This window comes from Lentzea sp. CC55 (genome assembly GCF_021056325.1).
Lineage (GTDB): Bacteria > Actinomycetota > Actinomycetes > Mycobacteriales > Pseudonocardiaceae > Lentzea > Lentzea jiangxiensis.
Genome location: NZ_JAJCXE010000053.1, coordinates 26,165 through 48,893, shown reverse-complemented (window position 1 = coordinate 48,893; position 22,729 = coordinate 26,165). Strand labels below are relative to the sequence as shown.

Below are 22,729 nucleotides of genomic sequence, written 5' to 3'. Positions count from 1 at the left end.
TAGAGTATGGCGCATGGAGTCCTTCCGGCGCGAGGTGCGGGAATGGTTGTCCGCCAACCTCGTCGGTGAGTTCGCTGAGCTGCGCGGCCTGGGGGGACCGGGCCGCGAGCACGAGGCGTTCGAGGGGCGGTTGCGCTGGCACCGGCACCTCGCGCGGAGCGGGTGGACGTGCCTCGGCTGGCCCGGCGAGCGCAGCGTCGAGGAACAGGTGGTCTTCCACGAGGAGTACGCGCGGGCCGACGCCCCGGCGAAGGTCGACATCGTCGGAGAAGGCCTGCTGGGCCCGACGCTCGTCGCGTTCGGCACGCCGGAGCAGAAGGAGCGCTTCCTGCCCAGGATCCGCACCCTCGACGAGCTGTGGTGCCAGGGCTACTCCGAACCGGGCGCGGGATCCGATCTGGCGTCCGTGCGGACCAAGGCGCGGCTCGAAGGCGGCCGGTGGGTGGTCGACGGCCAGAAGATCTGGACGTCGAACGCGCACCACTCGGACTGGATCTTCGTGCTGTGCCGCACCGAACCGGGCTCGCGGCGGCACCAGGGCCTGTCGTACCTGCTCGTCCCGCTGCGCCAGCCGGGGATCGAGGTGCGGCCGATCCGCCAGCTCACCGGCACGTCCGAGTTCAACGAGGTCTTCTTCGACGGCGCGGTCACGGCGCGGGAGAACGTCGTCGGCCGCCCCGGTGAGGGCTGGAAGGTCGCGATGGCCACCCTCGGCTTCGAGCGCGGCACGGCGATGCTCGGCCACCAGGTCGCGTTCCGGCGTGAGCTCGACGCGATCACGGCGCGGGCCCCGGCCGACGAGAGGCTCACCAGGGCGTGGGTGGAGCTGCACGTCATGCGCTCGCACACGCTGAGGACCCTGAACGACGAACCGGGCCCGGAGGCGTCCGTGCTGAAGCTGTTCTGGGCGGGCTGGCACCGCAGGCTCGGCGAGCTCGCGGTGGACTCGCTCGGGCCCGAGTCGATGATCGACGACAACGAGTGGCAGCGCCTGTTCCTGTTCAGCCGCGCGGAGACCATCTACGGCGGCTCGGACGAGATCCAGCGCGAGATCATCGCCCACCGGATCCTGGGGCTGCCGCGATGACCGGCCACGACCTGCTGACGGGCAAGGTCGTCGTGGTCACGGCCGCGGCGGGCACCGGCATCGGCTCGGCGACCGCGAAGCGGTGCCTCGAAGAAGGCGCCACGGTCGTCATCAGCGACTGGCACGAACGCCGCCTCGGGGAGACCCACGAGGCACTGGGCACCGCCCACGCCGTCCCGTGCGACGTCACCGATGAGCAGCAGGTGCAACGGCTGGTCGACGAGACGGTCGAGCGCTACGGCCGCATCGACGTGATGGTCAACAACGCCGGCCTCGGTGGCGAGAAGTCGGTCCTCGACATGGCCGACGAGGAGTGGTCGCGGGTCCTCGACGTCACGCTGACCGGCACCTTCCGCTGCACCAGGGCCGCACTACGCCGAATGGTCGTCCAACGAAGCGGTGTCGTCGTCAACAACTCCAGTGTGATCGGCTGGCGCGCCCAGAGGGGTCAAGCCCACTACGCCGCAGCGAAAGCGGGGGTCATGGCGCTCACCAGGTGCGCCGCGATGGACGTCGCCGAGCACGGCATCCGGGTGAACGCCGTCGCGCCGAGCTTGGCGGCGCACCCGTTCCTGGCCAAGGTCACCAGTGAGGAGTTGCTGACCGAACTGGCGTCCCGCGAGGCTTTCGGGCGCGCCGCCGAGCCCTGGGAGGTCGCGAATGTGATCGTGTTCCTCGCCAGCGACTACTCGTCCTACCTGACGGGCGAGGTCGTCTCGGTGAGCAGTCAGCACCCGTGAGAGAGGAACGACCGATGAGCACCCGGAGGGCCGAGCTGCTGGAGCTCGCCGCGAAGATGTTCGCCGACCGAGGCTACGGGCAGACCACGGTCAGGGACATCGCGGACGCGGCCGGCATCCTGTCCGGCAGCCTCTACCACCACTTCGACTCGAAGGAGTCGATGGTGGACGAGATCCTGCGGACGTTCCTGGACGGGCTGTTCACCCGGTACCGGGAGATCGTCGAGGCCGGCGCCGGTCCGAAGAAGACCCTCAAGGCGCTGGTCGTGGCGTCGTTCGAGGCGATCGACACGCGGCACGCCGCGGTCGCGATCTACCAGAACGAGGCCAAGCACCTGGCGCCGCTGGAGCGGTTCTCCTACATCGAGGACCGCAGCGCGGAGTTCCGCAAGCTGTGGACGGTGCTGCTGGAGGAGGGCATCAGCGCGGGAGTGTTCCGCGCCGACCTCGACGTCGACGTGGCGTACCGGTTCATCCGCGACACGGTGTGGGTGGCCGTGCGCTGGTACCGGCCGGACGGCGACCTGTCCGCGGAGACGGTGGCCGACCAGTACCTCGCCATCCTGCTCGACGGCATCGCCACGGGACGCCGGACGAACTCGAAGACGTAGAAGGAGGGCCCTCGTGGCCGAGGCGTACATCATCGAGGCTGTGCGGACCCCGGCGGGCAGGCGCGGTGGCGAGCTCAGCCACGTGCACCCCGCCGATCTCGGCGCGCACGTGATCACCGCACTGCTCAACCGGGTCGACGTCGACCCCACGGACGTCGACGACGTGATCTTCGGCTGCGTGGACACCGTCGGCCCGCAGGCGGGCGACATAGCGCGCACGTCGTGGCTCGCGGCGGGGTTCCCGGAGCAGGTGCCGGGCGTGACGGTCGACCGGCAGTGCGGCTCGAGCCAGCAGGCGCTGCACTTCGCGGCACAGGCGGTCATGAGCGGCACCGCCGACGTCGTGGTCGCGGGTGGCGTGCAGAACATATCGCAGGTGCCGATCGGGTCGGCCATGACGGCCGGTCCACGGGCGGGCGGCCCGTTCGAGGGCTGCGAGGGCTGGCAGCACCGCTACGGCGACGAGGAGGTCTCGCAGTTCCGCGCGGCCGACCTGATCGCCGTGCGGTGGGACCTGTCGCGGCGCGAGATGGAGGAGTTCGCGCTGCAGAGCCACCTCCGCGCGATCACCGCGATCAAGGAGGGCCGGTTCGACCGCGAGATCGCCCCGGTCAACGGGGTGGCGGCCGACGAGTGCCCACGCCCGGACACCAGCGCCGAGAAGATGGCGAAGCTGGCGCCGTTGCGGCCGGGCGGCCGGACCACCGCCGCGCTGTCGTCGCAGATCTCCGACGGTGCCTCCGCGGTGCTGGTGGTGTCGGAACGGGCCGTGCGCGAGCACAGGCTGACGCCGCGGGCCCGCGTGCACCACCTGTCGGCGCGCGGGTCCGACCCGATCTACATGCTGACTGCGCCGATCCGGGCCACCCGGTACGCGCTGGAACGCGCCGGGATGTCCCTCGCGGACATCGACCTGTTCGAGATCAACGAGGCGTTCGCGTCGGTGGCGCTGGCGTGGGCCAAGGAGCTGGAGATCGACCTCGCCAGGGTCAACGTCAACGGGGGAGCGCTCGCGCTCGGCCACCCGATCGGCGCGACCGGCACGAAGCTGCTCACCACGTTGCTGCACGAGCTGGAGCGGACGGGCGGCCGGTTCGGGTTGCAGACGATGTGCGAGGGCGGCGGCCAGGCGAACGTGACGATCATCGAACGGCTCTGAGCCGGTCGATCGCCGCCTCGGCGTCCCGCACGATCCCCTCGATGAGATCCGCACACGTCGGCAGGTCGCCGAGCAGTCCGGCGACCTGGCCGGACGCGAGCACGCCCGCGTCGGTCCTGCCCTCGACCAGGCCCGCCTTGAGCAGCATCGGCGTGTTCGCGGCCATGACGACCTGCGACCACGTGAGGTCCCTGCCGTGCCTGAGGGCCAGGCCCTCGCGGATCATCGCGCGCCACGACAGCCCGGTGTGCCGCCGGAACCGGGCCGCGTTGGCGACGGCCCTGGCGAGGCCGCTGATCCGGCCGGACCTCTCGAGGCGCTCGACGAGGCCGGACCGCAGGACCCGGTGCGGCAGGCCGTCGACGCGGGTGGTCACGACCGTGCCGTTCAGGTCCCGTCGCAGGTAGGCCTGTTTCACCGCGTCCGGCACCGTGCTCTCCCGCGTGAGCAGGAACCGGGTGCCCATCGCGATGCCGGCCGCGCCGTACGCGAGCGCGGCGGCCAGCCCGCGTCCGTCGAAGAAGCCGCCGGCCGCGACCACCGGGATGTCCACGGCGTCCAGCACGCTCGGCAGCAGCAGGGTCGTCGCCACGCCGCCGGTGTGGCCGCCGCCCTCACCACCCTGGACGATCACGGCGTGCGCGCCCCACTTCGCGACCTTCTCGGCGTGCCGGGCCGCGCCGACCGACGGGATCACGACGACACCGGCGTCGTGCAGCTTCGCGATCATGTCCGGTTTCGGGGCCAGCGCGAAGGAAGCGACCCGGACCCGTTCGCGGATGAGCAGGTCGATCCGCTCCGATGCGTCGTGGGCGTCCGCGCGGAGGTTCACGCCGAACGGCGCGGTGGTGCGCGAGCGGGTCTCCTTGACGGCGGCTTCGAGCTCCGGGTAGGTCATCGTGGCCGAGGCGAGGATGCCGAGCCCGCCGGCCTCGGCGGTCGCGGACACCAGCCGCGGACCCGCGACCCAGCCCATGCCGGTCTGCACGACCGGGTGCCGCACGCCGGCCAGGTCGGTGAGCGCGGTCCTCACCGCGGCACCTCCCCGTCGCGCGTGCCGTGCGGGTCGAGCCTCGTCCTGATCAGGTCGAGCTCCTCGCCGGTCGGGAGCCTGGTCTCGGTGACCCCGTCGGCGGCCAGGGGGAACGACGTCTGCCGCCGCACCTCGTCGACGGACACGCCGGGGTGCGCGGACACGATCCGCATCGAGCGGTCCGGGGTGGCGAAGTCGAGCACGGCGAGGTTCGTGACGACGCGGTGGACGTCGTGGAAGGGCCCCACGGCCCGGTCGTAGCCGACTCCGGACACCACGTCGACCGCCTCGACGAGCACGCGCGGGCTGTGCCGCGGCACCCAGTAGCTGGTGCGGTGGTTGATCGTGTTGCCCGGCGCGCCCCGGAAGCCGAGGAGCTGGCGCGTGGGCCGCGCGTGGTCGCCGATCGCGGAGATGTTCTGGTTGCCGAACCGGTCGACCTGGTTCGCGCCCATCACGACGTGCCGGCGGCCGTGCGCGACGACGTCGAACACCTTCCGGTACGGCAGCCAGCCCTCCACCGCGGACTCCGGCGTGAGCAGGAACGCCTCGCCGTCGCTGAGCAGCAGGCCGGGTTCGGTCGTCAGCCGGGCGAGCTTCGCGCCGAGGGACGGGATGAGGCCCATCGGGCTGGCGAGCGTCTCCCCGGCGCCGAGGAACAGGTCGGCGCACGCGGCGACGCAGACCTCGGCGCGCGTGATGTCGCTCATCCCAGAAACCTCTCGTAGAAGTCCGGCCACTGCTCCAAGTCCGTGGCGGCGTCGGCGTACTCGCGCTGGAGGGCCTCGTCACGGCCGTAGTCGGGCACGCAGCTCGTGAACCCCGCGCCACCTGGTGCCTCCACCACGCCGTCGACCATCATCCGGTTGAGCAGCAGGGTTTGCGGCGGTCCGTCGAACGTCTCGACGACCTGCTCGCACGAGACGTACCTCTTGTCCGCGGCCAGGCAGAACAGGTCGTCGAAGTACGGGTCCGGCCCGAGGTACTGGGCGTTGCCGTGCCTGTCCGCGCGGTTGAGGTGCACGAGGGCCACGTCGAGCTCGAGCGCGGGCATCGCGACCAGTTCCTCGCCGTCGTCATAGGGTGATCGCACGGTCTTGAGCTCCGGCGCGTACGTCAGCACGTCCGACCCCAGGCCCGCCCGGATCGGCAGGAACGGCAACCGGTGCCCGGCGGCGCGCAGCCCCGTCTGGAGCATGCCCTCGTCGAGCTCCAGCACCTCGATCGCACCGGTCTCGCGCGCCCGCTTGAACCACGGGTCGTACGGGATCGAGTCGAGCGAGACGAAGCCGTAGACCAGCTTGCGGACCTTGCCGGCCGCGCACAGCAGACCGGCGTCCGGGCCGCCGTACGTGACGACCGTGAGGCCGGTGACGCCGGACCGCAGCAGAGCCTTGACCAGGGTCATCGGCTTGCGCCGCGAGCCCCAGCCGCCGATGCCGACGGTCATCCCGTCCTCGATCTCGCCGACGGCCTCGTCAGCCGTCATTCGCTTGTCGCGCATGGTCTCCGTCCAGGAAGGCCTGCCGGGCGTGGTCCGACACGCCGGTGAGGTTCAGCTCGAAGGTGAAGCCCTGCTCGAAGCGGTAGCTCCGGTGCACGCGCTGCGGGTCGATGCCGTTGATCGCCTCCTTGGCGGCGCGGATCACCGCGGTGTCCTTCTTCGCGATCTCCTGCGCGATCTCGCGCGCCGCGTCGTCGAGCTGTGCGCGGGGCACGACCTCGACGACGCTGCCGTGGTGGTGCAGGGTTTGCGCGCTGACGTTGCGGGCCGTGTAGTAGAGCGTGCGCATGAGGTGCTGCGGCACGAGCCTCGCGAGGTGGGTGGCCGCGCCGAGCGCACCGCGGTCGACCTCGGGCAGCCCGAACGTGGCGTCGTCGGACGCGACGACGACGTCCGCGTTGCCGACCAGCCCGACACCGCCGCCGAGGCAGAACCCGTTGACGGCGGCGATCACCGGCACCTCGCAGTCGTAGACGGCCGCGAACGCCTTGGCGCACCCGCGGTTGGCCGCCACGAGCGCGTTGTAGCCCTCCGCGCGCTGGATCTCCTTGAGGTCGACGCCCGCGCAGAACCCGCGGTTCTCCGCGCGGAGGACCACCACCCGCGCTCGCGGGTCCTCGCCCGCGGACGTGACCGCCGCGGCCAGGTCGAACCAGCCCCGGGAGGGGACGGCGTTGACCGGGGGGTAGTCGATGGTGACCTCGACGATGCCGTTTTCGGTGTGGCTGCTGGAGATCCCCATCGCGCCGCCTTCCGAACCAAGCGATTGCTTGGTAATTTAGCAGTGCCGGAGCGACCGGGGTAGGTGCTGGTGGAACTGGACCTCGACTCAGCGGTGGTCCTGGTGACGGGTGGCGTGCGGGGTGTCGGTCTCGGCATCACCCGTGCGTTCCTCGCCGCCGGAGCCGTCGTCGTCACGTGTGCGCGGCGTCCCGCGGAGGTCGACGGCGCGTCGTTCGTGCCGTGCGACGTCCGGGACGCGGACCAGGTGGCCGGCCTGGTGTCCGGGGTCGTGGCGGAGCACGGCCGGCTCGACGTGGTGGTGAACAACGCCGGCGGAGCGCCGTTCGCGTGGGCGGACAGCGCCTCGCCGCGGTTCCACTCGAAGGTCGTCGAACTGAACCTGCTGGCGCCGCTGCTGGTCTCCCAGGCGGCGAACGCCGTGATGCAGACCCAGGGCTCCGGTGGCGCGATCGTGAACGTGAGCAGCGTCAGCGGCCGGCGTCCGTCACCGGGAACCGCCGCCTACGGTGCCGCGAAGGCCGGGCTCGACAACCTGACCTCGACGCTGGCCGTCGAGTGGGCGCCGCGGGTCCGGGTCAACGCCCTGGCCGTCGGCATGGTGCGCACCGAGCAGTCACACCTGCACTACGGCTCCGAGGCGGGCATCGAGGCGGTCGCGAAGACCGTGCCGCTGGGGCGCCTCGCCACGCCGGACGAGGTCGGGGCGTGCGCCGTGTTCCTGGCCTCGCCGCTGGCCTCCTACGTGAGCGGCGCGACCCTGGTCGTCCACGGCGGGGGAGAGGCGCCCGCGTTCCTGACCGCAGCCGAGGGGGGACCTGCATGAGCCGGATCGTGATCGTGACGGGGGCCGGCCGGGGCATCGGCCGAGCCCACGCGCTGGCGTTCGGCGCCGCCGGAGCCAGGGTCGTGGTGAACGACCTGTCCGCGGCGGTCGCGGGCGAGGTGGCGGAGCTGATCGGGCCGCGGGCGGTGGTCAGCACCGACGACGTCGGCACGTGGGCCGGTGCGCGGCGGCTCGTCCGGACGGCGGTCGAGACGTTCGGCGGGCTGGACGTGCTCGTGAACAATGCCGGCATCGTGCGCGACCGCATGGTCGTGAGCTGCGGCGAGGACGAGTGGGACGAGGTCGTCCGCGTCCACCTCAAGGGCCACTTCGCGACGCTGCACCACGCCGCCGCGCACTGGCGGGCCGTCCACAAGGCCGGGGGCGCGGTGAGCGGCCGGGTCGTCAACACCTCGTCCGGCGCGGGCCTGTTCGGCAGCGTCGGCCAGGCGAACTACTCGGCGGCCAAGGCGGGCATCGCGGCGATGACGCTGGTGGCGGCCGCCGAGCTGGCCCGCTACGGCGTCACGGTCAACGCCATCGCGCCGGCCGCGCGCACGCGGATGACCGAGGCGGCGTTCGCGCAGGAGATGGCGGCGCCGGAGGACGGTTTCGACGCGATGGCACCGGAGAACGTCTCGCCGCTCGTGGTGTGGCTCGGCAGCGAGGAGGCCGGGGACGTGACCGGGCGGATGTTCGAGGTCGACGGCGGACGCGTCTGCCTGGTGCACGGCTGGCGGCGCGGCCCGGAGGTCGACAGGGGTGAGCGCTGGTCGCCGGACGAACTGGGCGACGTCGTGCGCGAGCTGGTCGCCGTCGACCACCCGACCCCGGTCTACGGCGCCGGGTAACGTCGGCCGCGTGACCCGTCCGGCCTCCCACGCCGCAGTCTCGGCCGCGTTGTCCCAGCTCGGCGACAACGACCTCCTCGCTCTGCTGGAACGGGCCAGACCGGCGGGAAGGGGCATCGGCGGGCCCACGGCGGTGCTGGAGGTCGAGGGCGCACCGGTGTTCGTGAAGCGGTTGCCGCTGAGCGACCTCGAGCTGCGCAACGCCGGATCGACCGCGAACCTCTTCGACCTGCCCGTGCACACCCACTACGGCGTCGGGTTGATCGGGGCGGCGGGCTTCTGGGCGTGGCGGGAGCTGGCCGTGCACACGATGACCACGAACTGGGTGCTGGAGGGCGGACACCAGGGCTTCCCGCTGATGTACCACTGGCGCGTCCTGCCGCACCCCGGCCAGACCTTGCCCGCGGAGCTGGAGCAGGCGGTCGGCTACTGGGGACCGGAGATCGCTCCCCGGATCGAGGCGCTCCGGGCGTCCACGTGGAGCATCGCGCTGTTCCTGGAGCACTTCCCGCACAACTTGCACGACTGGCTGAACGGCGTCGCCGACCTCGAAGGCGCCTGCGAGATGGTCGAACGGGAGCTGGCGGCCGGGGTGGGGTTCATGAACTCCCGCGGCCTGCTGCACTTCGACGCCCACTTCCAGAACGTGCTGACCGACGGCGAACGCCTCTACTTCGCCGACTACGGCCTCGCGATCTCCTCCGCGTTCGACCTGTCCGAGGAGGAGACCGCGTTCTTCGCCGAGAACGCCGACTACGACCGCTGCTACACCGTCACGCACCTGGTGATGTGGTTCGCCCATGCCCTGCGGGCACGGGGAGTCCCGCCGCGGATCGCCGCGGTGCTGAACCGCCACAACGAGGTCGCGGCGGTGATGAAGGACTTCTACCGGCGCTTCCAGCACGAGAGCAGGCGCACGCCGTACCCGGCAGCGGACCTCAGAGCCGTTCGATGATGGTGCCGGTCGCCATCGCCCCGCCCGCGCACATCGTGATCAGCGCGGTCGAGGCGTCCCGGCGTTCCAGCTCGTGCAGCGCGGTCGTGATGAGCCGCGTCCCGGTGCTGCCGACAGGGTGCCCGATGGCGATGGCCCCGCCGTTGACGTTGACGCGGTCGAGGTTCGGCCGGTGCACCGCCGCCCACGACAGGACCACGGACGCGAACGCCTCGTTGACCTCGAACAGGTCGATGTCGGCCATCTTCATGCCGCTGCGCTCGAGGAGCCTGGTCGTGGCGTCCACCGGCCCGTCCAGGTGGTAGTACGGGTCGGAGCCGACCAGGCACTGCGTCACGATCCGGGCGCGTGGCCTGAGCCCGTGCGCCCGCGCGAACTCCTCGCTGACGACCATGACCGCCGACGCGCCGTCCGAGATCTGCGACGAGGTCCCCGCGGTGTGCACGCCGTCCGGGACGACGGGCTTCAGCGCCGCCAGCGCCTCCAGCGACGTCTCGCGCAACCCTTGGTCGGTGTCCACGAGGTCCTCCCCGGCCTTCACCGGCACGACCTCGGCGGTGAACCGCCCGGCCGCCCAGGCCGCCCGCGCCCGGTTCTGCGACTGCACGCCGAACCGGTCGGCCTCCTCGCGCCCGATCCCGCGCCGCGCGGCGACCCGTTCGGCGGCGACGAACTGGTTCGGCAGGTCGACGGCCCACGACTCGGGTCGCGGCGTGCCGGTCTCGCCGATGTTGCTGCGCAGCGGGACGCGGCTCATCGCCTCGACCCCGCAGGCCATGCCGGCGTCGATCGCCCCGGCCGCGATGAGGCCCGCGACCAGGTGGGTGGACTGCTGGGCCGAGCCGCACTGGGCGTCGACGGTGGTGCAGCCGGTGGTCTGCGGCAGGCCGGCGTGCAGCCAGGACGTCCGGGTGATGTTGTTGGACTGCTCACCCGCCTGGGTGACGGTGCCGCCGATGACCTGTTCCACCGTGGACGGATCGACGCCGGTCCGGTCGAGCAGGCCCCGCTGGGCCGCGCCGAGGAGCTCGGCGGCGTGCACCCCGGCCAACCAGCCGTTGCGCCTGCCGATGGGGGTGCGCACCGCTCCCACGATCACCGGACTGCCCACGCGAGCCTCCTCGCCTAGAAACTAGAACACGTTCCTGTGTGGCTCCAGATTGGCCGCATGGGGGCTTCAACACAAGGCGCAAGCGTGTTTGAATCGGATAGAACGCGTTCCACCAAGGAGGTGCCTGTGGGCAAGCCCCGCATCCCGGAAGGCTTCGACTTCACCGACCCGGACATGTACGCGACCCGGCTGCCGTTCGAGGAGTTCGCCGAGCTGCGGCAGACCGCGCCGATCTGGTGGAACTCCCAACCGCTGGGCCGGGGCGGGTTCCCCGACGAGGGCTACTGGGTGGTGACCAAGCACCGCGACGTCAAGGAGATCTCGCGCAACAGCGAGCTCTTCTCCAGCCGGGAGAACACGGCGATCATCCGGTTCAGGGACGACATGCCGCGCGACAACATCGAGATGCAGCGGCTGCTCCTGCTGAACATGGACCCGCCCACGCACACCAAGCAGCGCGGCATCGTCTCGCGCGGGTTCACGCCCAGGGCGGTCAACAGCCTGCGCGACGCCCTGACCGAACGCGCCGAACGCATCGTGTCCGAGGCGCTGGAGAAGGGCAGCGGGGACTTCGTCACCGACGTGGCGTGCGAACTGCCCCTGCAGGCGATCGCCGAGCTGATCGGCATCCCGCAGGAGGACCGGCGCAAGATCTTCGACTGGTCCAACCAGATGATCGCCTACGACGACCCCGAGTTCGAGGTCGAACCGCTCGCCGCCGCCACCGAGCTCCTCGGCTACTCGTGGACGATGGCGGAGGACCGGCGCAGGTGCCCGCGGTCCGACATCGTCACCAAGCTCGTCCAGGCCGATGTGGACGGTGCGGGCCTCGCCTCGGAGGAGTTCGGCTTCTTCGTGCTGCTGCTGGCCGTCGCCGGCAACGAGACCACCCGCAACGCGATCACGCACGGCATGAAGGCGTTCTTCGACCACCCCGAGCAGTGGGAGCTGTTCAAGGAGTCGAGGCCCGCCACCGCCGGGGACGAGATCGTCCGGTGGGCCACGCCGGTCGTGTCGTTCCAGCGCACCGCGATGGCCGACACCGAGCTCGGCGGCGTCGAGATCAAGCAGGGCCAGCGGCTCGGCATGTTCTACTCGTCGGCCAACTTCGACGAGGAGGTCTTCGCCGAGCCGGAGAAGTTCGACGTCCTCCGCGATCCCAACCCCCACCTCGGGTTCGGCGGCAGCGGTGCGCACTTCTGCATCGGCGCCAACCTGGCCCGGCTGGAGATCGACCTGATCTTCAACGCCATCGCCGACGCCATGCCGAACATCAGGCAGGTGGCCGAGCCGCGGCGGCTGCGGTCCGGATGGCTCAACGGCATCAAGGAGTTCCAGGTCCAGTACGCGTGAGAGACGACCGAGGCCCCTCCACCCGCGGGTGGAGGGGCCGCGTCCTGTGACGGGTCAGGATTCGACGCGGAACGTGGCCATCGCGCGTTCGGTCTCCCAGAACGCGCGCACCGACCTGATCAGGCCGTCCTCGCGCACGTTGTAGACGAACACACCCTCGGTGTCGACGCGTGCGCCGCCGGGCAGGAACGCGCTGATGGTGCCGACGTTCGCGCACTCGGAGCCCGCCGCGAACGAGTCGTGCACGGCGAACTCGAAGCGCTCCGCGGCGGCGATCGCGAGGTCCCAGAAGGCGGCGATCGCCTCCTTGCCGTGGTGGCCCTTGCCCTCCTCGTCGAACATCGAGGGGCCCACCGGGTCCTCGACGACGGCGTCCTCGGCGAACAGGGCGAGCCACTCGTCCTTGGCGCCGCGCGTCACGCAGTCCATCGAACGCCACGAGGCCACGCGGGCGGGCGTTTCGGTCTTGGAGGCCGTCCAGGTCACCGCGGTCATGCGAACTCTCCGATCACCTCGTCGGCGAAGCGCCGAAGTCCGTCCTTCTTGGCCTGGAGGCCGCCGTCGAAGCCGACGCCGTAGAACAGCCAGGGCACCACGATCGTGTCGGTCACGCCGATCTCGGCGAGCTGCCGGTAGCCGTCGAGGCCGAAGCGGTCGACGCACACGGCCTGGATCTCGAACGGGCGCTCGAAGGCCCCCAGGTCGGTCAGGTCCGCGACGACCTGCTTCAGGTCGTCGAACTTGATCATCGCCGAGGTCCAGCCGTCTCCGGCGCGGGCCGCGCGCCGCAGCGCCGCGGGGGAGTGGCCGCCGACGTAGAACGGCACCGGCTCGGTGGGGGCCGGCGACATCTGCAGGCGGTCGAAGTCGAAGTAGTCGCCGTGGTACTCGACCATCCCGCCGCCCAGCACCAGCTTCAGGACGTCGATCATCTCGTCGACGCGCGGCCCGCGGTTGCGGTACGGGACGCCGCACCACTCGAACTCCTCGGGCGACCAGCCGAGGCCCACGCCGAGACCGAAGCGGTTGCCGGTCAGGTGAGCGACCGAGCCGATCTGGCGGGCGAGCAGCAGCGGGTTGCGGGAGCCGAGCTTGAGGACCTGGGTGTAGAAGTGGATGCGCGACGTCACGGCCCCCATCGCGGCGGCGGCGACGAACGGGTCCACCCACGGGGTGTCGGCGTTCCACATCCGGGAGCCGTCCGGGGTGTACGGGTAGTCCGCGGACACCTTCTCCGAGAAGAACAGGGAGTCCGGGAGCGCGATCGAGGAGTAACCGCACTCCTCGGCGCACCGGGCGAGCTCGGTCAGCTGGTCGAGCGGGCTCATGGCGATGCCGACGGTGAACTTCATGGCTTCTCCGATCCGACCACCCACATGGCGAAGAACTGCGACCCGCCGCCGTACGCGTGGCCCAGCGCGACCCTGGCGCCGTCGACCTGGTGCTCTCCCGCGGTGCCCATGACCTGCATGGCGGCCTCGGCGAAGCGCAGGAGCCCGGACGCGCCGATCGGGTTCGAGGAGAGCACGCCCCCGCTCGGGTTCACCGGCAGCAGCCCGCCGATCTCGGTCTGGCCCGCCTCGGTGAGCTTCCAGCCCTGGCCGACGTCGGTGAAGCCGAGGTTCTCGAGCCACATCGGCTCGAACCACGAGAACGGGACGTAGATCTCGGCGGCGTCCACCTCGGACAGCGGATCGGTGATGCCCGCCTGCTTCCACAGCGCCCTCGCCGCGTCCCTGCCCGCCCGCGGGTTGACCTGGTCGCGGCCGGCGAACGTCGTCGGCTCCGTGCGCATCGCGGTCGCGCGGATCCAGGCGGCACGCCCCGACGTGGGTGCGGAGGAGATGACCACGGCGCAGGCGCCGTCCGAGGACGGACAGGTCTCGTCGTAGCGGATCGGGTCCCACAGCATCGTGGACGCCCGCACCGACTCGACGGTGATGTCCGGCTGTTTCAGGTGTGCGTAGGGGTTCTTGGCGCCGTTGCGGCGGTCCTTGGCGGCGACGATCGCGCCGACGTGCTCCGGAGCGCCCGCACGGCGGATGTAGGAGCGGACGTGCGGCGCGAAGTAGCCGCCCGCGCCCGCGTGGACGGGCATGGTGAACGGCGTCGGCACCGACAGGGCCCACATCGCGTTCGACTCGGACTGCTTCTCGAAGGCCACGGCCAGCACCCGCTCGTGCACACCGGACTGGACGAGGCTCGCGGCGACGTTGCCGGTGCTGCCGCCGACCGAACCCGCGGTGTGCACGCGCAGCAACGGTTTCCCGACGGCGCCCAGCGCGTCGGCCAGGAACAGCTCGGGCATCATGACGCCCTCGAAGAGGTCCGGCGCCTTGCCGAGGACCACGGCGTCGATGTCCGGCCAGTCGACCCCGGCGTCGGCCATCGCGCGGTCGACGGCCTCGCGGCACAGGCCCGCCATCGACACGTCGAGGCGCTTGGCGGCGTGGTGCGTCTGGCCGGTGCCGACCACTGCTGCCGGTCGCATCACTCACGCCCTTCCATCACGCAGACGAGGTTCTGTTGCAGGAGAGGCCCGCTGGTGGCGTGACCGAGGACCTTCGACGCGGTGCCGTCGTGGACGCGCCTCGCGGCCTCGCCGATCCGCGCGAGACCGGCCGAGAACATCGGGTTGCCGGCCAGCACGCCCCCGGACGGGTTCACGCTCACGTCCTCGCCGAGCCCGAGGGCCTGGCGCAGCAGGATCTCCTGGTGGGTGAACGGCGCGTGCAGCTCCGCCACCTCGACGCCGTCCGCCCCCGCGGCCTTTCCCGCGGCCACGGCGGACGGGGAGGTCGTGAGGTCGCGCGTGCCGAACGACGGCGAGTCGGTCCGGTGCTCGAACCCGGTGATCCACGCCGGGCGCTCGCACAGCTCTCGTGCCCGGTCACCCGCGGCCAGCACGATCGTCGCGGCACCGTCGGTGATCGGCGCGCAGTCGTGGCGGCGCAACGGGTCCACGACGTACGGCAGGTCCAGCAGCTCGTCGGCGGAGACCGTCCCGGACAGCTGCGCCAGCGGGTTGGACAGGGCGGCGGCCCGGCTCCGCGCGGCCACGGCGGCCATCGACCGTTCGTCCCAGAGTCCCGCCTCGATGCCCAGCCGCGCCTGGATCCCGGCGAGGCCGAGCGTGTCCGGCCACAGTGGAGTGACGAGGTAGGGGTCGAGCTGCATCGCCAGGACGCGGCGCAGCTGACCGGCCGACGACTTGCCGAAGCCGTAGACGAGAGCGGTGTCGACCTCGCCGCACAGCAGCTTCACCCAGGCCTCGTAGAGCGCCCAGGCGGCGTCCATCTCGACGTGCGACTCGGCGATCGGGGGGAAGGCACCGATGGCGTCGACCGCCGAGACGAACGAGAACGCGCGCCCCGCCAGGTAGTCCGAGGAGCCCGAGCACCAGAAGCCGATGTCGGCCTTGGTGAGCCCGAGGCCGCCGAGGACCTCGTGGAAGATCGGCACCAGCATCTCGACGCCGTTGGTGGTGCCGTCGGTCTCGCGCACGCAGGGTGTCTGCGCGAAGCCGACTACCGCGATGTCACGCACGTGAGCCTCACAGGTGCCGGGAGTAGGAGTCGAACGGGGCGTCCGGTTCGCCGGAGGGCTTGAAGTGGTCGATGTTCTGCATCGTCGGGCCCCACTCCTCGCGCGGTTTCCACACCGCCTCCACCCGCATGCCCATCCGCACGTCCTCCGGCGCGACGCCGAGCAGCAGGTGCAGGAACGGGATGTCCGCGCCGTCGAGCAGCACGTACGCCGAGACGTACGGCGGCGGGATGCGCTGACCGAGGAACGGCACGTTGACGACGCAGAACGTGGTGACGGTGCCTCGGTCGGCCAGTTCGACCTGGTCCGTCGTCGGCACGCCGTCGGTGGGGCAGGCGGGTCGCGGCGGGAAGTAGACCTTCTCGCACTCCGGGCAGCGCTGCGCGATCAGGCGGCCCTCCACGAGTCCGCGCAGGAACGGGTCCTCGGTCGGTGACGCCGAATGCGTGTAGTGGAGGTGCACCGGCGTGGTGACCATCGTGACGTCGTCCGCCTCGGCCGGTGGGTCGGCGGGGGCGTCGGAGATCTCGAAGCACTCGATGTCGGTGATGGCGCCGACGCGGTCGCCACGCCACCTCGCCCGCACGCGTGCTCCCGTGGAGATCGCGTCCGGAGAGCCGGCGTCAACGGCGTGCAGCAGCGAGGTGTCCGCTCCGTCGAGCTGGATCAGCGCCCACGCGAACGGCCGGTCGAGCGGCTGGCCCTCCAGGGGTTCGGGGATCCACGACCAGCCGCGCACGACGCCGGTCGCCGCCACCTCCACGAACTCCGACAGGCGTTCGGCCGTCACGGGGTCGTACTCGAGCGGCGGCACGTGCACGCGCCCGTCACTGCCGCGGATCCCGGTCACCTTGCGGCGGCGCAGATCGGAGAGGAACCGGCCCAGCGTCGGGCCGAGGGAGCGCGTGTAGTCGAAGCCAACGTCGAGCGGAGCACTCAGCGGCCGAGTCACAGATCAAAGTGAAACAGGTTCTCGAAATGGTGGCAAGATGGGTGCATGAAGCTCGGTTTGCAGCTCGGGTACTGGGGCGCCGGTCCGCCCCGCGACGCCGCCGGACTCGTGGCGGCGGCGGAGGAGTTCGGCTTCGACGCGGTGTTCGCCGCCGAGGCGTGGGGCTCGGACGCCTTCACCCCGCTGGCGTGGTGGGGACCGGGGACGCGGCGGGTGCGGCTGGGCACGTCCGTCGTGCAGATGTCGGCGCGCACGCCGGCGGCCTGCGCGATGCAGGCGCTGACGCTCGACCACCTGTCGGGCGGCCGGTTCGTGCTGGGCCTCGGCGTCTCCGGGCCGCAGGTGGTGGAGGGCTGGTACGGCAGGCCGTTCGCGAAACCCCTGGCGAGGACCAGGGAGTACGTGTCGATCCTGCGACAGGTGATGGCGCGGGCGGCGCCGGTGGTCAACGACGGTCCGCACTACCCGTTGCCCTACCGGGGTCCCGGCTCGCTCGGCCTGGGCAAACCGCTGAAGCCGATCACCCACCCGCTGCGCGCCGACCTGCCGATCTGGCTCGGTGCGGAGGGTCCGAAGAACGTCGCGCTGGCGGCGGAGATCGCGGACGGGTGGCTCGCGATCTACTACGCGCCCCGGCTCGCCGGCATGTACGACGAGTGGCTCGCCGAGGGGTTCGCGAAGTCCGGCCGGAGCAGGGAGGACTTCGAGGTCGCTGCCACCTGCCAGGTCGTCGTGACGGACGACCCGGCCGCGGTCAGGGCGGCGCTGAAGCCGTTCGTCGCCCTCTACATCGGCGGGATGGGCGCCCCCGGCATGAACTTCCACGCCGAGGTGTTCACCCGCATGGGATACGGCGAGGTCGTGCGGGACGTCGGCGGGCTCTTCCGAGCGGGTCGCAAGGAGGAGGCGGCGCGCGCCGTCCCGGACGAGCTGGTGGCCGAGATCAGCATCGTCGGGACGGCGGACCACGTCCGGGCGGAGATCGGCCGGTGGGAGAAGGCGGGCGTCACGATGCTGCTCGTCGGGTGTCGTGACGTCGCTTCGATCAAGGCCGTCGCGGAGGCTTGTCAGTAAGTGAAACGCGTTCTACTTTGAGGGTGTGGTCACAGGACTCTGGAACATCGCCGCCGATCAGCCGGACCTGACCGCGCTGGTGGATCCGAGCGGTCGGGAGATCAGCTACTCCGGGCTCGCGGACTCCGCGAACCGCTACGGGCGGGGGTTCCGGTCGCTGGGGCTGGAACCCGGCGACAGCATCGTGCTGATGCTGCCCAACAGCGCCGAACTGGTGGCGGTGTACTTCGCCGCCTACCAGACCGGCCTCTACGTGGTGATGGCCAACTGGCACCTGACCGGGGCCGAGGTCGCGTACCTGGTGCAGGACAGCGGTGCCAAGGCCTTCGTCGGCCACGAACGCTTCGCGGCGACGGCCGTGGAAGCCGCGGCGAGCCTGCCCCCGGGCGCGCGGTTCGCCGTGGGCGAGGTCGACGGGTTCGAGCCGCTGACCGCGCTCGGCGAGGGCGAGGAGGGCAGGCCCGACGGCCGCACCACCGGTTCTCCGATGCTCTACACGTCGGGCACCACGGGACGGCCCAAGGGCGTGCGCCGGCCGTTGACCGGAGCCGACCCCGACGTCGTCCCGCCGTCCGCGGCCTGGTTCTTCGGCATCTTCGGGATCAAGCCGCACGACGGGCACGTGCACCTGTGCGGTTCTCCGCTCTACCACACGGCCGTGCTCAACTTCGTCACCATCTCCGTCCAGCTGGGCCACACCGCGGTGCTCATGGACCACTGGGCGCCGGAGGAGATGCTGCGGCTGATCGAGCGGTACAAGGTCACCCACAGCCACATGGTGCCGACCCAGTTCCACCGGCTCCTCGCGCTCCCGGACGACGTGAAGTCCAAGTACGACATGGGTTCCCTGCGCGCGATGATCCACGGCGCCGCGCCGTGCCCGGTGGAGGTCAAGCGCCGCATGCTCGACTGGTGGGGGCCGGTCGTGATCGAGTACTACGCCGCCACCGAGGGCGGCGGCACCGCGATCACCGCGCAGGAGTGGCTGCGCAAGCCGGGCTCGGTCGGGCTGCCGTGGCCGACGTCCGAGATCAAGATCCTCGCCGAGGACGGCACGGAGCTGCCGGCGGGCGAGCCGGGTCTCGTCTACATGCGGATGGGCGACTCGACGTTCGAGTACCACAAGGACTCCGAGAAGACCCGCGCCGCGCGCGTCGGCAAGCTGTTCACGTTGCAGGACATCGGTTACCTGGACGAGGACGGCTACCTGTTCCTGTGCGACCGCAAGAACGACATGATCATCTCCGGTGGGGTGAACATCTACCCGGCGGAGGTCGAGGGCGAGCTCGTCTGCCACCCGAAGGTCGCGGACGTCGCCGTGTTCGGCGTCCCGCACCCGGACTGGGGCGAGGCCGTCAAGGCGGTCGTGCAGCCCGCGGACGGGGTCGCCGGCGACGACGCGCTGACCGAGGAGCTGCTGGAGTTCGCCCGCACGCGTCTCGCGAAGTTCAAGCTGCCGCGCACGGTCGAGTACGTGGCCGAGCTGCCGCGCGACCCGAACGGCAAGCTCTACAAGCGGAAGCTGCGCGAACGTGCGTGACGCGATCAGGATGACGGCCGCCGAGGTCGAGGACTTCCTGCGCGGGCAGAAGACGCTGGTCGTGGCCACCATCGGCCGCACCGGCCTGCCGCACCTCGCACCGATGTGGTTCGCGTGGGTGGACGGCGAGATCGTGTTCTGCACCGACCGCAAGTCGCAGAAGGTCGTGAACCTTCGGCGGGACCCGCGCTGCAGCGTGCTCGCCGAGGCGGGGGAGTCCTACGGGCAGCTGCGCGGCGTCCACATGGAAGGCGTCACCGAGTTCACCGACCTCGGCCCGGTCGTGGACGCCGTGGTGGAGCGCAACTTCGGCGAGGTCGGCGACGACCCCCGGGCCCGTGATGCCCTGCGCAAGGCGATGGCGAGGCGCGTCGCCGTGATCTTCCGTTCGACCAGGACCGCCAGCTGGGACCACCGCAAGACGATGCCGGGAGCGACCCCATGACCGTGAACCGCCGCCAGGTGCTCGCCGGAGCCGGCCTCGCGCTGGCCTCCGGACTGGTCAGACCCTCCAGTGCGTCCGCCGGCCTCGGCGAGTTCGACGTCGTCGTGGTCGGAGCGGGCGCGGCCGGCATGACCGCCGCCCTCACCGCCGCGAAGCGCGGCCTGAGCTGCGTGGTGCTGGAGAAGGCGCCGACCTACGGCGGGTCCGCCGCCCGGTCCGGCGCGGGCATCTGGATCCCGAACAACGAGGTGATCCTCGCCGCCGGGGTGCCCGACACGCCGGCCAAGGCCGCCCAGTACCTCGCGGCGGTCGTCGGCGACGTCCCGATGGCGCGCCAGCAGGCCTACCTGGCGCACGGGCCGCGGATGATCTCGTTCGTCATGCGCAACAGCCCGCTGCGCTTCCGGCACATGGACGGCTACAGCGACTACTACCCGGAACTGCCCGGCGGCATCGCGGAGGGACGGTCGATCGAACCGGAGATGATCGACGGCCGCATCCTCGGCGCCGAGCTCGCGAACCTCAACGCCCCCTACCTCGCCACCCCGGCCGGCATGGTCATCTACGGCGCCGACTACAAGTGGCTCGCCCTCGCCCTGGTCAACGCGAAGGGCGCCGCCACCGCCGCCGCCGCTCTGGCCCGGGGTGCCGCCGCGGCCCTGGCGGGCCAGAAACCGCTGACGATGGGCCAAGCCCTGGCAGGCGGTCTGCGCGCGGGCCTGGTGCGGGCCGGGGTGCCGGTGTGGCTGAACACCGGCCTGCTGGACCTGGTGGTGGAGAACGGCGCGGTCAGGGGAGTCGTGACCAGCCGGGGCGTCGTGCGCGCCCGCCGCGGCGTGATCATGGGCTCCGGCGGCTTCGAGCACAACGCGGCCATGCGCGCCCAGTACCAGCGCCAGCCCATCGGTACGCAGTGGACGGTCGGCGCCGCGGAGAACACCGGCGACGGCCACCTCGCGGGCGAGCGCGCGGGTGCCGCCCTCGGCCTGATGGACGACGCCTGGTGGGGGCCGGTGATCCCGACGCCCGGCTCCCCGTACTTCTGCCTCGCCGAACGCACCCTGCCCGGTGGACTGATGATCAACGCGGCCGGTCGCCGCTTCGTCAACGAGGCCGCGCCCTACAGCGACGTCGTGCACGTCATGTACGACAAGAACCCCGCCGACCCCTGCATCCCGGCCTGGCTGGTCGTCGACCAGAACTACCGCAACAGGTACCTGTTCGCCGACGTCGCCCCGGCCCTGCCGCTGCCGGACGGCTGGTACCGCTCCGGTGCCGTGGTGAGGAGTTCCTCGCTCGACGGCCTGGCGTCGGCGATCGGTGTGCCCGGCGCCGCCCTGAAAGCCACCGTCAGCCGCTTCAACACCCAGGCGCTGACGGGCCGCGACACCGACTTCCGGCGCGGCGACAGCGCCTACGACCACTACTACACCGACCCGGCGGTCGTCCCGAACTCGTGCCTCGCGCCGCTGTGGCTGGCGCCGTACTACGCCTTCAAGATCGTGCCCGGTGACCTCGGCACCAAGGGCGGGCTCGTGACGGACGCGCGGGCCCGTGTGCTGCGGCCGGACGGGTCGGTGATCCCGGGGTTGTACGCGGCGGGCAACGTGAGCTCCGCGGTGATGGGGCGGAGCTACGCCGGGGCGGGGTCGACGATCGGGCCGGCGATGACGTTCGGGTTCATCGCGGCCAACGACGTCTGAAGGGGATGGTGGACGGGGACCGGCCTTCGCTACGGTGGTGGCGAGGGCCTCGTCGATCGGGGCTCACCTGGGGGATAGAAGGGTTTTCACGTGAGCAATCGATGTTTCGCCATGCGCGTTTTCGGTTTGCTGGCCGCATTGGCGCTGTTGCTGGGACTGTCACCGGGGATCGCGGCGGCGTCGCCGGCGCGGCAGGGTGACCCCGTCAACGCCGCGGCCTTCACGATCTGGCGCAACGCGGGCTTGCCCGACATGTGCATGGCCAACCACAACCCGAAGGTGTTCATGCACTACGGCCCGAGCACGGGCTCCGGCTTCTGCGGTCAGTACGACGACCAGTTCTGGTCCATCGGCAGCAGCGGCATGATCCAGAACCTGTTCAGCGGCAACTGCCTCGCGACGCACGGAGCCGAGGTCTTCACCTCGACCTGCGACTCCACCTACCGAGACCAGCGCTGGATCGGCTACCCGCCGGACCCGGCGCTGCTGGAGAACCGGCAGTACCCCGGCATGTGCCTCGCGGCGCACGCCAACGGGTACGTGTTCGTCTCGGCGTGCAACCCGAACTACGCGGACCAGCACTGGAACAGGTAGGTCCTCGGTGGAGCACCCGGCCCGCGAGGCCGGGTGCTCCACGCCCTAACGTCCCTTGAACTCCGGCTTCCGCTTCTCCGCGAACGCCCGCGGCCCCTCTTTCGCGTCCTCGCTGGAGAACACCTCCATCCCCAGCCGGGCGTCCACCGCGAACCCGTCGTTCTCGTGCATCGCCTCGGTTTCCCGCATCGTGCGCAGGATGTTGCGCACCGCGATCGGCCCGTTCGCCGTGATCAACGCCGCCAGCTCCATCGCCTTGGCCAGGGCTCGGCCGTCCGGCACGACGTGCCCGATCAGCCCGATCTCCTTGGCCTCCGCGGCCCGGATGTGCCGTCCGGTCAGCAGGAGGTCGGCCGCGACCGTGTAGGGGATCTGGCGCGGCAGCCGCACCGCCGAGCCGCCGAGGGGGAACAGGCCCCAGCGGGCCTCCGATACGCCGAAGCGGGCGCTTTCGCCGGCCACGCGGATGTCCGTCGCCTGGAGGATTTCCGTGCCACCCGCGACGGCGGGGCCCTCCACCGCGGCGATGAGCGGTTTCGTCAACCGGCGACCCTTGAGCAGTGGTTCGATGACGGAGAAGTCGAACTCGCCCGCGTGCTCGCCCGGGTGGTGGGACGTCATGGCCTTGAGGTCGGCGCCCGCGCAGAACGAGCCGCCCGCGCCGGTCAGGACGCAGACGCGGACGTCCGGGTCGGAGTCGACGCGGTCCCAGGCCTCCCGCATGATCGCGAGCATCGGGCCGGAGAGCGCGTTGCGGACCTCCGGGCGGTTCATCGTGACGACCAGAACGTTGTCGACCAAGTCCACCAACGCGTGTGGTTCCGTCGTGGTCGTCATTCGCGCGCCTCCTGGATCGAGTCTGACCGCACGGGGGATTGTCGAGAACAGTAACACGTTCTACTTT

24 protein-coding genes are annotated in these 22,729 nt (G+C 71.2%); 13 read left to right on the top strand and 11 right to left on the bottom strand.

All coding sequences use genetic code 11. From position 1 onward, the window contains the following. The first annotated feature begins 13 nt into the window (after window positions 1-13). The 4 genes from L6E10_RS32020 to L6E10_RS32005 are packed head-to-tail and all read left to right on the top strand — an operon-like array spanning window position 14 to window position 3,597. Window positions 14-1,087 (top strand): acyl-CoA dehydrogenase family protein, encoded by a 1,074-nt coding sequence (locus tag L6E10_RS32020; RefSeq protein ID WP_236223887.1) that lies wholly within the window; start codon window positions 14-16, stop codon window positions 1,085-1,087. After that, a complete protein-coding gene (locus tag L6E10_RS32015; protein WP_236223886.1) occupies window positions 1,084-1,827 on the top strand; it encodes an SDR family oxidoreductase in 744 nt (247 codons plus the stop codon). Before L6E10_RS32020 ends, L6E10_RS32015 begins: the two co-directional genes overlap by 4 nt. Window positions 1,828-1,841: 14 nt before the next feature. Then, window positions 1,842-2,438, top strand: coding sequence for a TetR/AcrR family transcriptional regulator (locus tag L6E10_RS32010; RefSeq protein WP_236223885.1), 597 nt, complete (start codon window positions 1,842-1,844; stop codon window positions 2,436-2,438). 13 nt (window positions 2,439-2,451) lie between these two features. Continuing rightward, the gene (locus L6E10_RS32005) at window positions 2,452-3,597 is read left to right on the top strand and encodes an acetyl-CoA C-acetyltransferase (protein WP_236223884.1); all 1,146 of its coding nucleotides are present in this window, start codon (window positions 2,452-2,454) and stop codon (window positions 3,595-3,597) included. Here the strand turns inward: L6E10_RS32005 and L6E10_RS32000 are convergent. From L6E10_RS32000 to L6E10_RS31985, 4 genes are read right to left on the bottom strand one after another with little or no spacing between them, the layout of a single operon-like run. After that, a complete protein-coding gene (locus L6E10_RS32000) occupies window positions 3,581-4,630 on the bottom strand; it encodes a nitronate monooxygenase family protein (RefSeq protein WP_236223883.1) in 1,050 nt (349 codons plus the stop codon). The genes L6E10_RS32005 and L6E10_RS32000 overlap by 17 nt on opposite strands. Next, window positions 4,627-5,340 (bottom strand): CoA-transferase subunit beta, encoded by a 714-nt coding sequence (locus tag L6E10_RS31995; protein WP_236223882.1) that lies wholly within the window; start codon window positions 5,338-5,340, stop codon window positions 4,627-4,629. Before L6E10_RS31995 ends, L6E10_RS32000 begins: the two co-directional genes overlap by 4 nt. Beyond that, the gene (locus L6E10_RS31990) at window positions 5,337-6,134 is read right to left on the bottom strand and encodes a CoA transferase subunit A (RefSeq protein ID WP_236223881.1); all 798 of its coding nucleotides are present in this window, start codon (window positions 6,132-6,134) and stop codon (window positions 5,337-5,339) included. Before L6E10_RS31990 ends, L6E10_RS31995 begins: the two co-directional genes overlap by 4 nt. Beyond that, complete coding sequence (locus tag L6E10_RS31985; protein WP_236223880.1) at window positions 6,109-6,876, bottom strand: enoyl-CoA hydratase family protein; 768 nt, start codon at window positions 6,874-6,876, stop codon at window positions 6,109-6,111. Before L6E10_RS31985 ends, L6E10_RS31990 begins: the two co-directional genes overlap by 26 nt. Before the next feature lie 63 nt (window positions 6,877-6,939). Between L6E10_RS31985 and L6E10_RS31980 the strand changes: the two genes are divergently transcribed. The 3 genes from L6E10_RS31980 to L6E10_RS31970 are packed head-to-tail and all read left to right on the top strand — an operon-like array spanning window position 6,940 to window position 9,507. Continuing rightward, window positions 6,940-7,701, top strand: a complete 762-nt coding sequence (locus L6E10_RS31980; protein ID WP_236223879.1) for an SDR family oxidoreductase — start codon at window positions 6,940-6,942, stop codon at window positions 7,699-7,701. Then, the gene (locus L6E10_RS31975; RefSeq protein ID WP_236223878.1) at window positions 7,698-8,552 is read left to right on the top strand and encodes an SDR family oxidoreductase; all 855 of its coding nucleotides are present in this window, start codon (window positions 7,698-7,700) and stop codon (window positions 8,550-8,552) included. Before L6E10_RS31980 ends, L6E10_RS31975 begins: the two co-directional genes overlap by 4 nt. Window positions 8,553-8,562: 10 nt before the next feature. Then, a complete protein-coding gene (locus L6E10_RS31970) occupies window positions 8,563-9,507 on the top strand; it encodes a hypothetical protein (protein WP_236223877.1) in 945 nt (314 codons plus the stop codon). Here L6E10_RS31970 and L6E10_RS31965 read toward each other — a convergent pair. Then, window positions 9,491-10,618: a steroid 3-ketoacyl-CoA thiolase gene (locus L6E10_RS31965; RefSeq protein ID WP_236223876.1), complete on the bottom strand. Its 1,128-nt coding sequence runs from the start codon at window positions 10,616-10,618 to the stop codon at window positions 9,491-9,493. The genes L6E10_RS31970 and L6E10_RS31965 overlap by 17 nt on opposite strands. A 126-nt stretch (window positions 10,619-10,744) precedes the next feature. On the opposite strand from L6E10_RS31965, the gene L6E10_RS31960 reads away from it, so the two are divergent. Then, the gene (locus tag L6E10_RS31960; protein ID WP_236223875.1) at window positions 10,745-11,971 is read left to right on the top strand and encodes a cytochrome P450; all 1,227 of its coding nucleotides are present in this window, start codon (window positions 10,745-10,747) and stop codon (window positions 11,969-11,971) included. Between the two features lie 54 nt (window positions 11,972-12,025). Here L6E10_RS31960 and L6E10_RS31955 read toward each other — a convergent pair whose 3' ends face one another. Genes L6E10_RS31955 through L6E10_RS31935 form a run of 5 tightly spaced genes read right to left on the bottom strand, consistent with a single transcriptional unit; the run spans window position 12,026 to window position 16,469 of the window. Next, entirely contained in the window at window positions 12,026-12,466 is a 441-nt protein-coding gene (locus tag L6E10_RS31955) for a nuclear transport factor 2 family protein (protein ID WP_236223874.1), read from the bottom strand. Beyond that, entirely contained in the window at window positions 12,463-13,323 is an 861-nt protein-coding gene (locus tag L6E10_RS31950) for a TIGR03619 family F420-dependent LLM class oxidoreductase (RefSeq protein WP_236223873.1), read from the bottom strand. Before L6E10_RS31950 ends, L6E10_RS31955 begins: the two co-directional genes overlap by 4 nt. After that, window positions 13,320-14,462, bottom strand: a complete 1,143-nt coding sequence (locus L6E10_RS31945) for a thiolase domain-containing protein (protein ID WP_236223872.1) — start codon at window positions 14,460-14,462, stop codon at window positions 13,320-13,322. Before L6E10_RS31945 ends, L6E10_RS31950 begins: the two co-directional genes overlap by 4 nt. Beyond that, window positions 14,462-15,517, bottom strand: a complete 1,056-nt coding sequence (locus tag L6E10_RS31940) for a thiolase domain-containing protein (RefSeq protein ID WP_236223871.1) — start codon at window positions 15,515-15,517, stop codon at window positions 14,462-14,464. The genes L6E10_RS31945 and L6E10_RS31940 overlap by 1 nt, the downstream gene beginning before the upstream one ends. 7 nt (window positions 15,518-15,524) lie before the next feature. Continuing rightward, window positions 15,525-16,469, bottom strand: coding sequence for a Zn-ribbon domain-containing OB-fold protein (locus tag L6E10_RS31935; protein WP_236223870.1), 945 nt, complete (start codon window positions 16,467-16,469; stop codon window positions 15,525-15,527). A 45-nt stretch (window positions 16,470-16,514) separates the two neighbouring features. On the opposite strand from L6E10_RS31935, the gene L6E10_RS31930 reads away from it, so the two are divergent. From L6E10_RS31930 to L6E10_RS31910, 5 genes are all read left to right on the top strand, one after another. Further along, entirely contained in the window at window positions 16,515-17,543 is a 1,029-nt protein-coding gene (locus tag L6E10_RS31930) for an LLM class F420-dependent oxidoreductase (protein ID WP_236223869.1), read from the top strand. A 25-nt stretch (window positions 17,544-17,568) separates the two neighbouring features. Further along, entirely contained in the window at window positions 17,569-19,083 is a 1,515-nt protein-coding gene (locus tag L6E10_RS31925; RefSeq protein ID WP_236223868.1) for an acyl-CoA synthetase, read from the top strand. Beyond that, window positions 19,076-19,528 carry a pyridoxamine 5'-phosphate oxidase family protein gene (locus L6E10_RS31920; protein WP_236223867.1) on the top strand — a complete coding sequence of 151 codons (453 nt, stop codon included), beginning with the start codon at window positions 19,076-19,078 and terminating at the stop codon, window positions 19,526-19,528. The genes L6E10_RS31925 and L6E10_RS31920 overlap by 8 nt, the downstream gene beginning before the upstream one ends. Further along, the gene (gene kstD, locus L6E10_RS31915; protein ID WP_236223866.1) at window positions 19,525-21,231 is read left to right on the top strand and encodes a 3-oxosteroid 1-dehydrogenase; all 1,707 of its coding nucleotides are present in this window, start codon (window positions 19,525-19,527) and stop codon (window positions 21,229-21,231) included. Before L6E10_RS31920 ends, kstD begins: the two co-directional genes overlap by 4 nt. A gap of 111 nt (window positions 21,232-21,342) precedes the next feature. Then, a complete protein-coding gene (locus tag L6E10_RS31910) occupies window positions 21,343-21,825 on the top strand; it encodes a ricin-type beta-trefoil lectin domain protein (RefSeq protein WP_236223865.1) in 483 nt (160 codons plus the stop codon). A gap of 45 nt (window positions 21,826-21,870) precedes the next feature. On the opposite strand, the gene L6E10_RS31905 is transcribed toward L6E10_RS31910, so the two are convergent. Then, window positions 21,871-22,662, bottom strand: a complete 792-nt coding sequence (locus tag L6E10_RS31905; RefSeq protein ID WP_236223864.1) for a crotonase/enoyl-CoA hydratase family protein — start codon at window positions 22,660-22,662, stop codon at window positions 21,871-21,873. Window positions 22,663-22,729 lie beyond the last annotated feature (67 nt).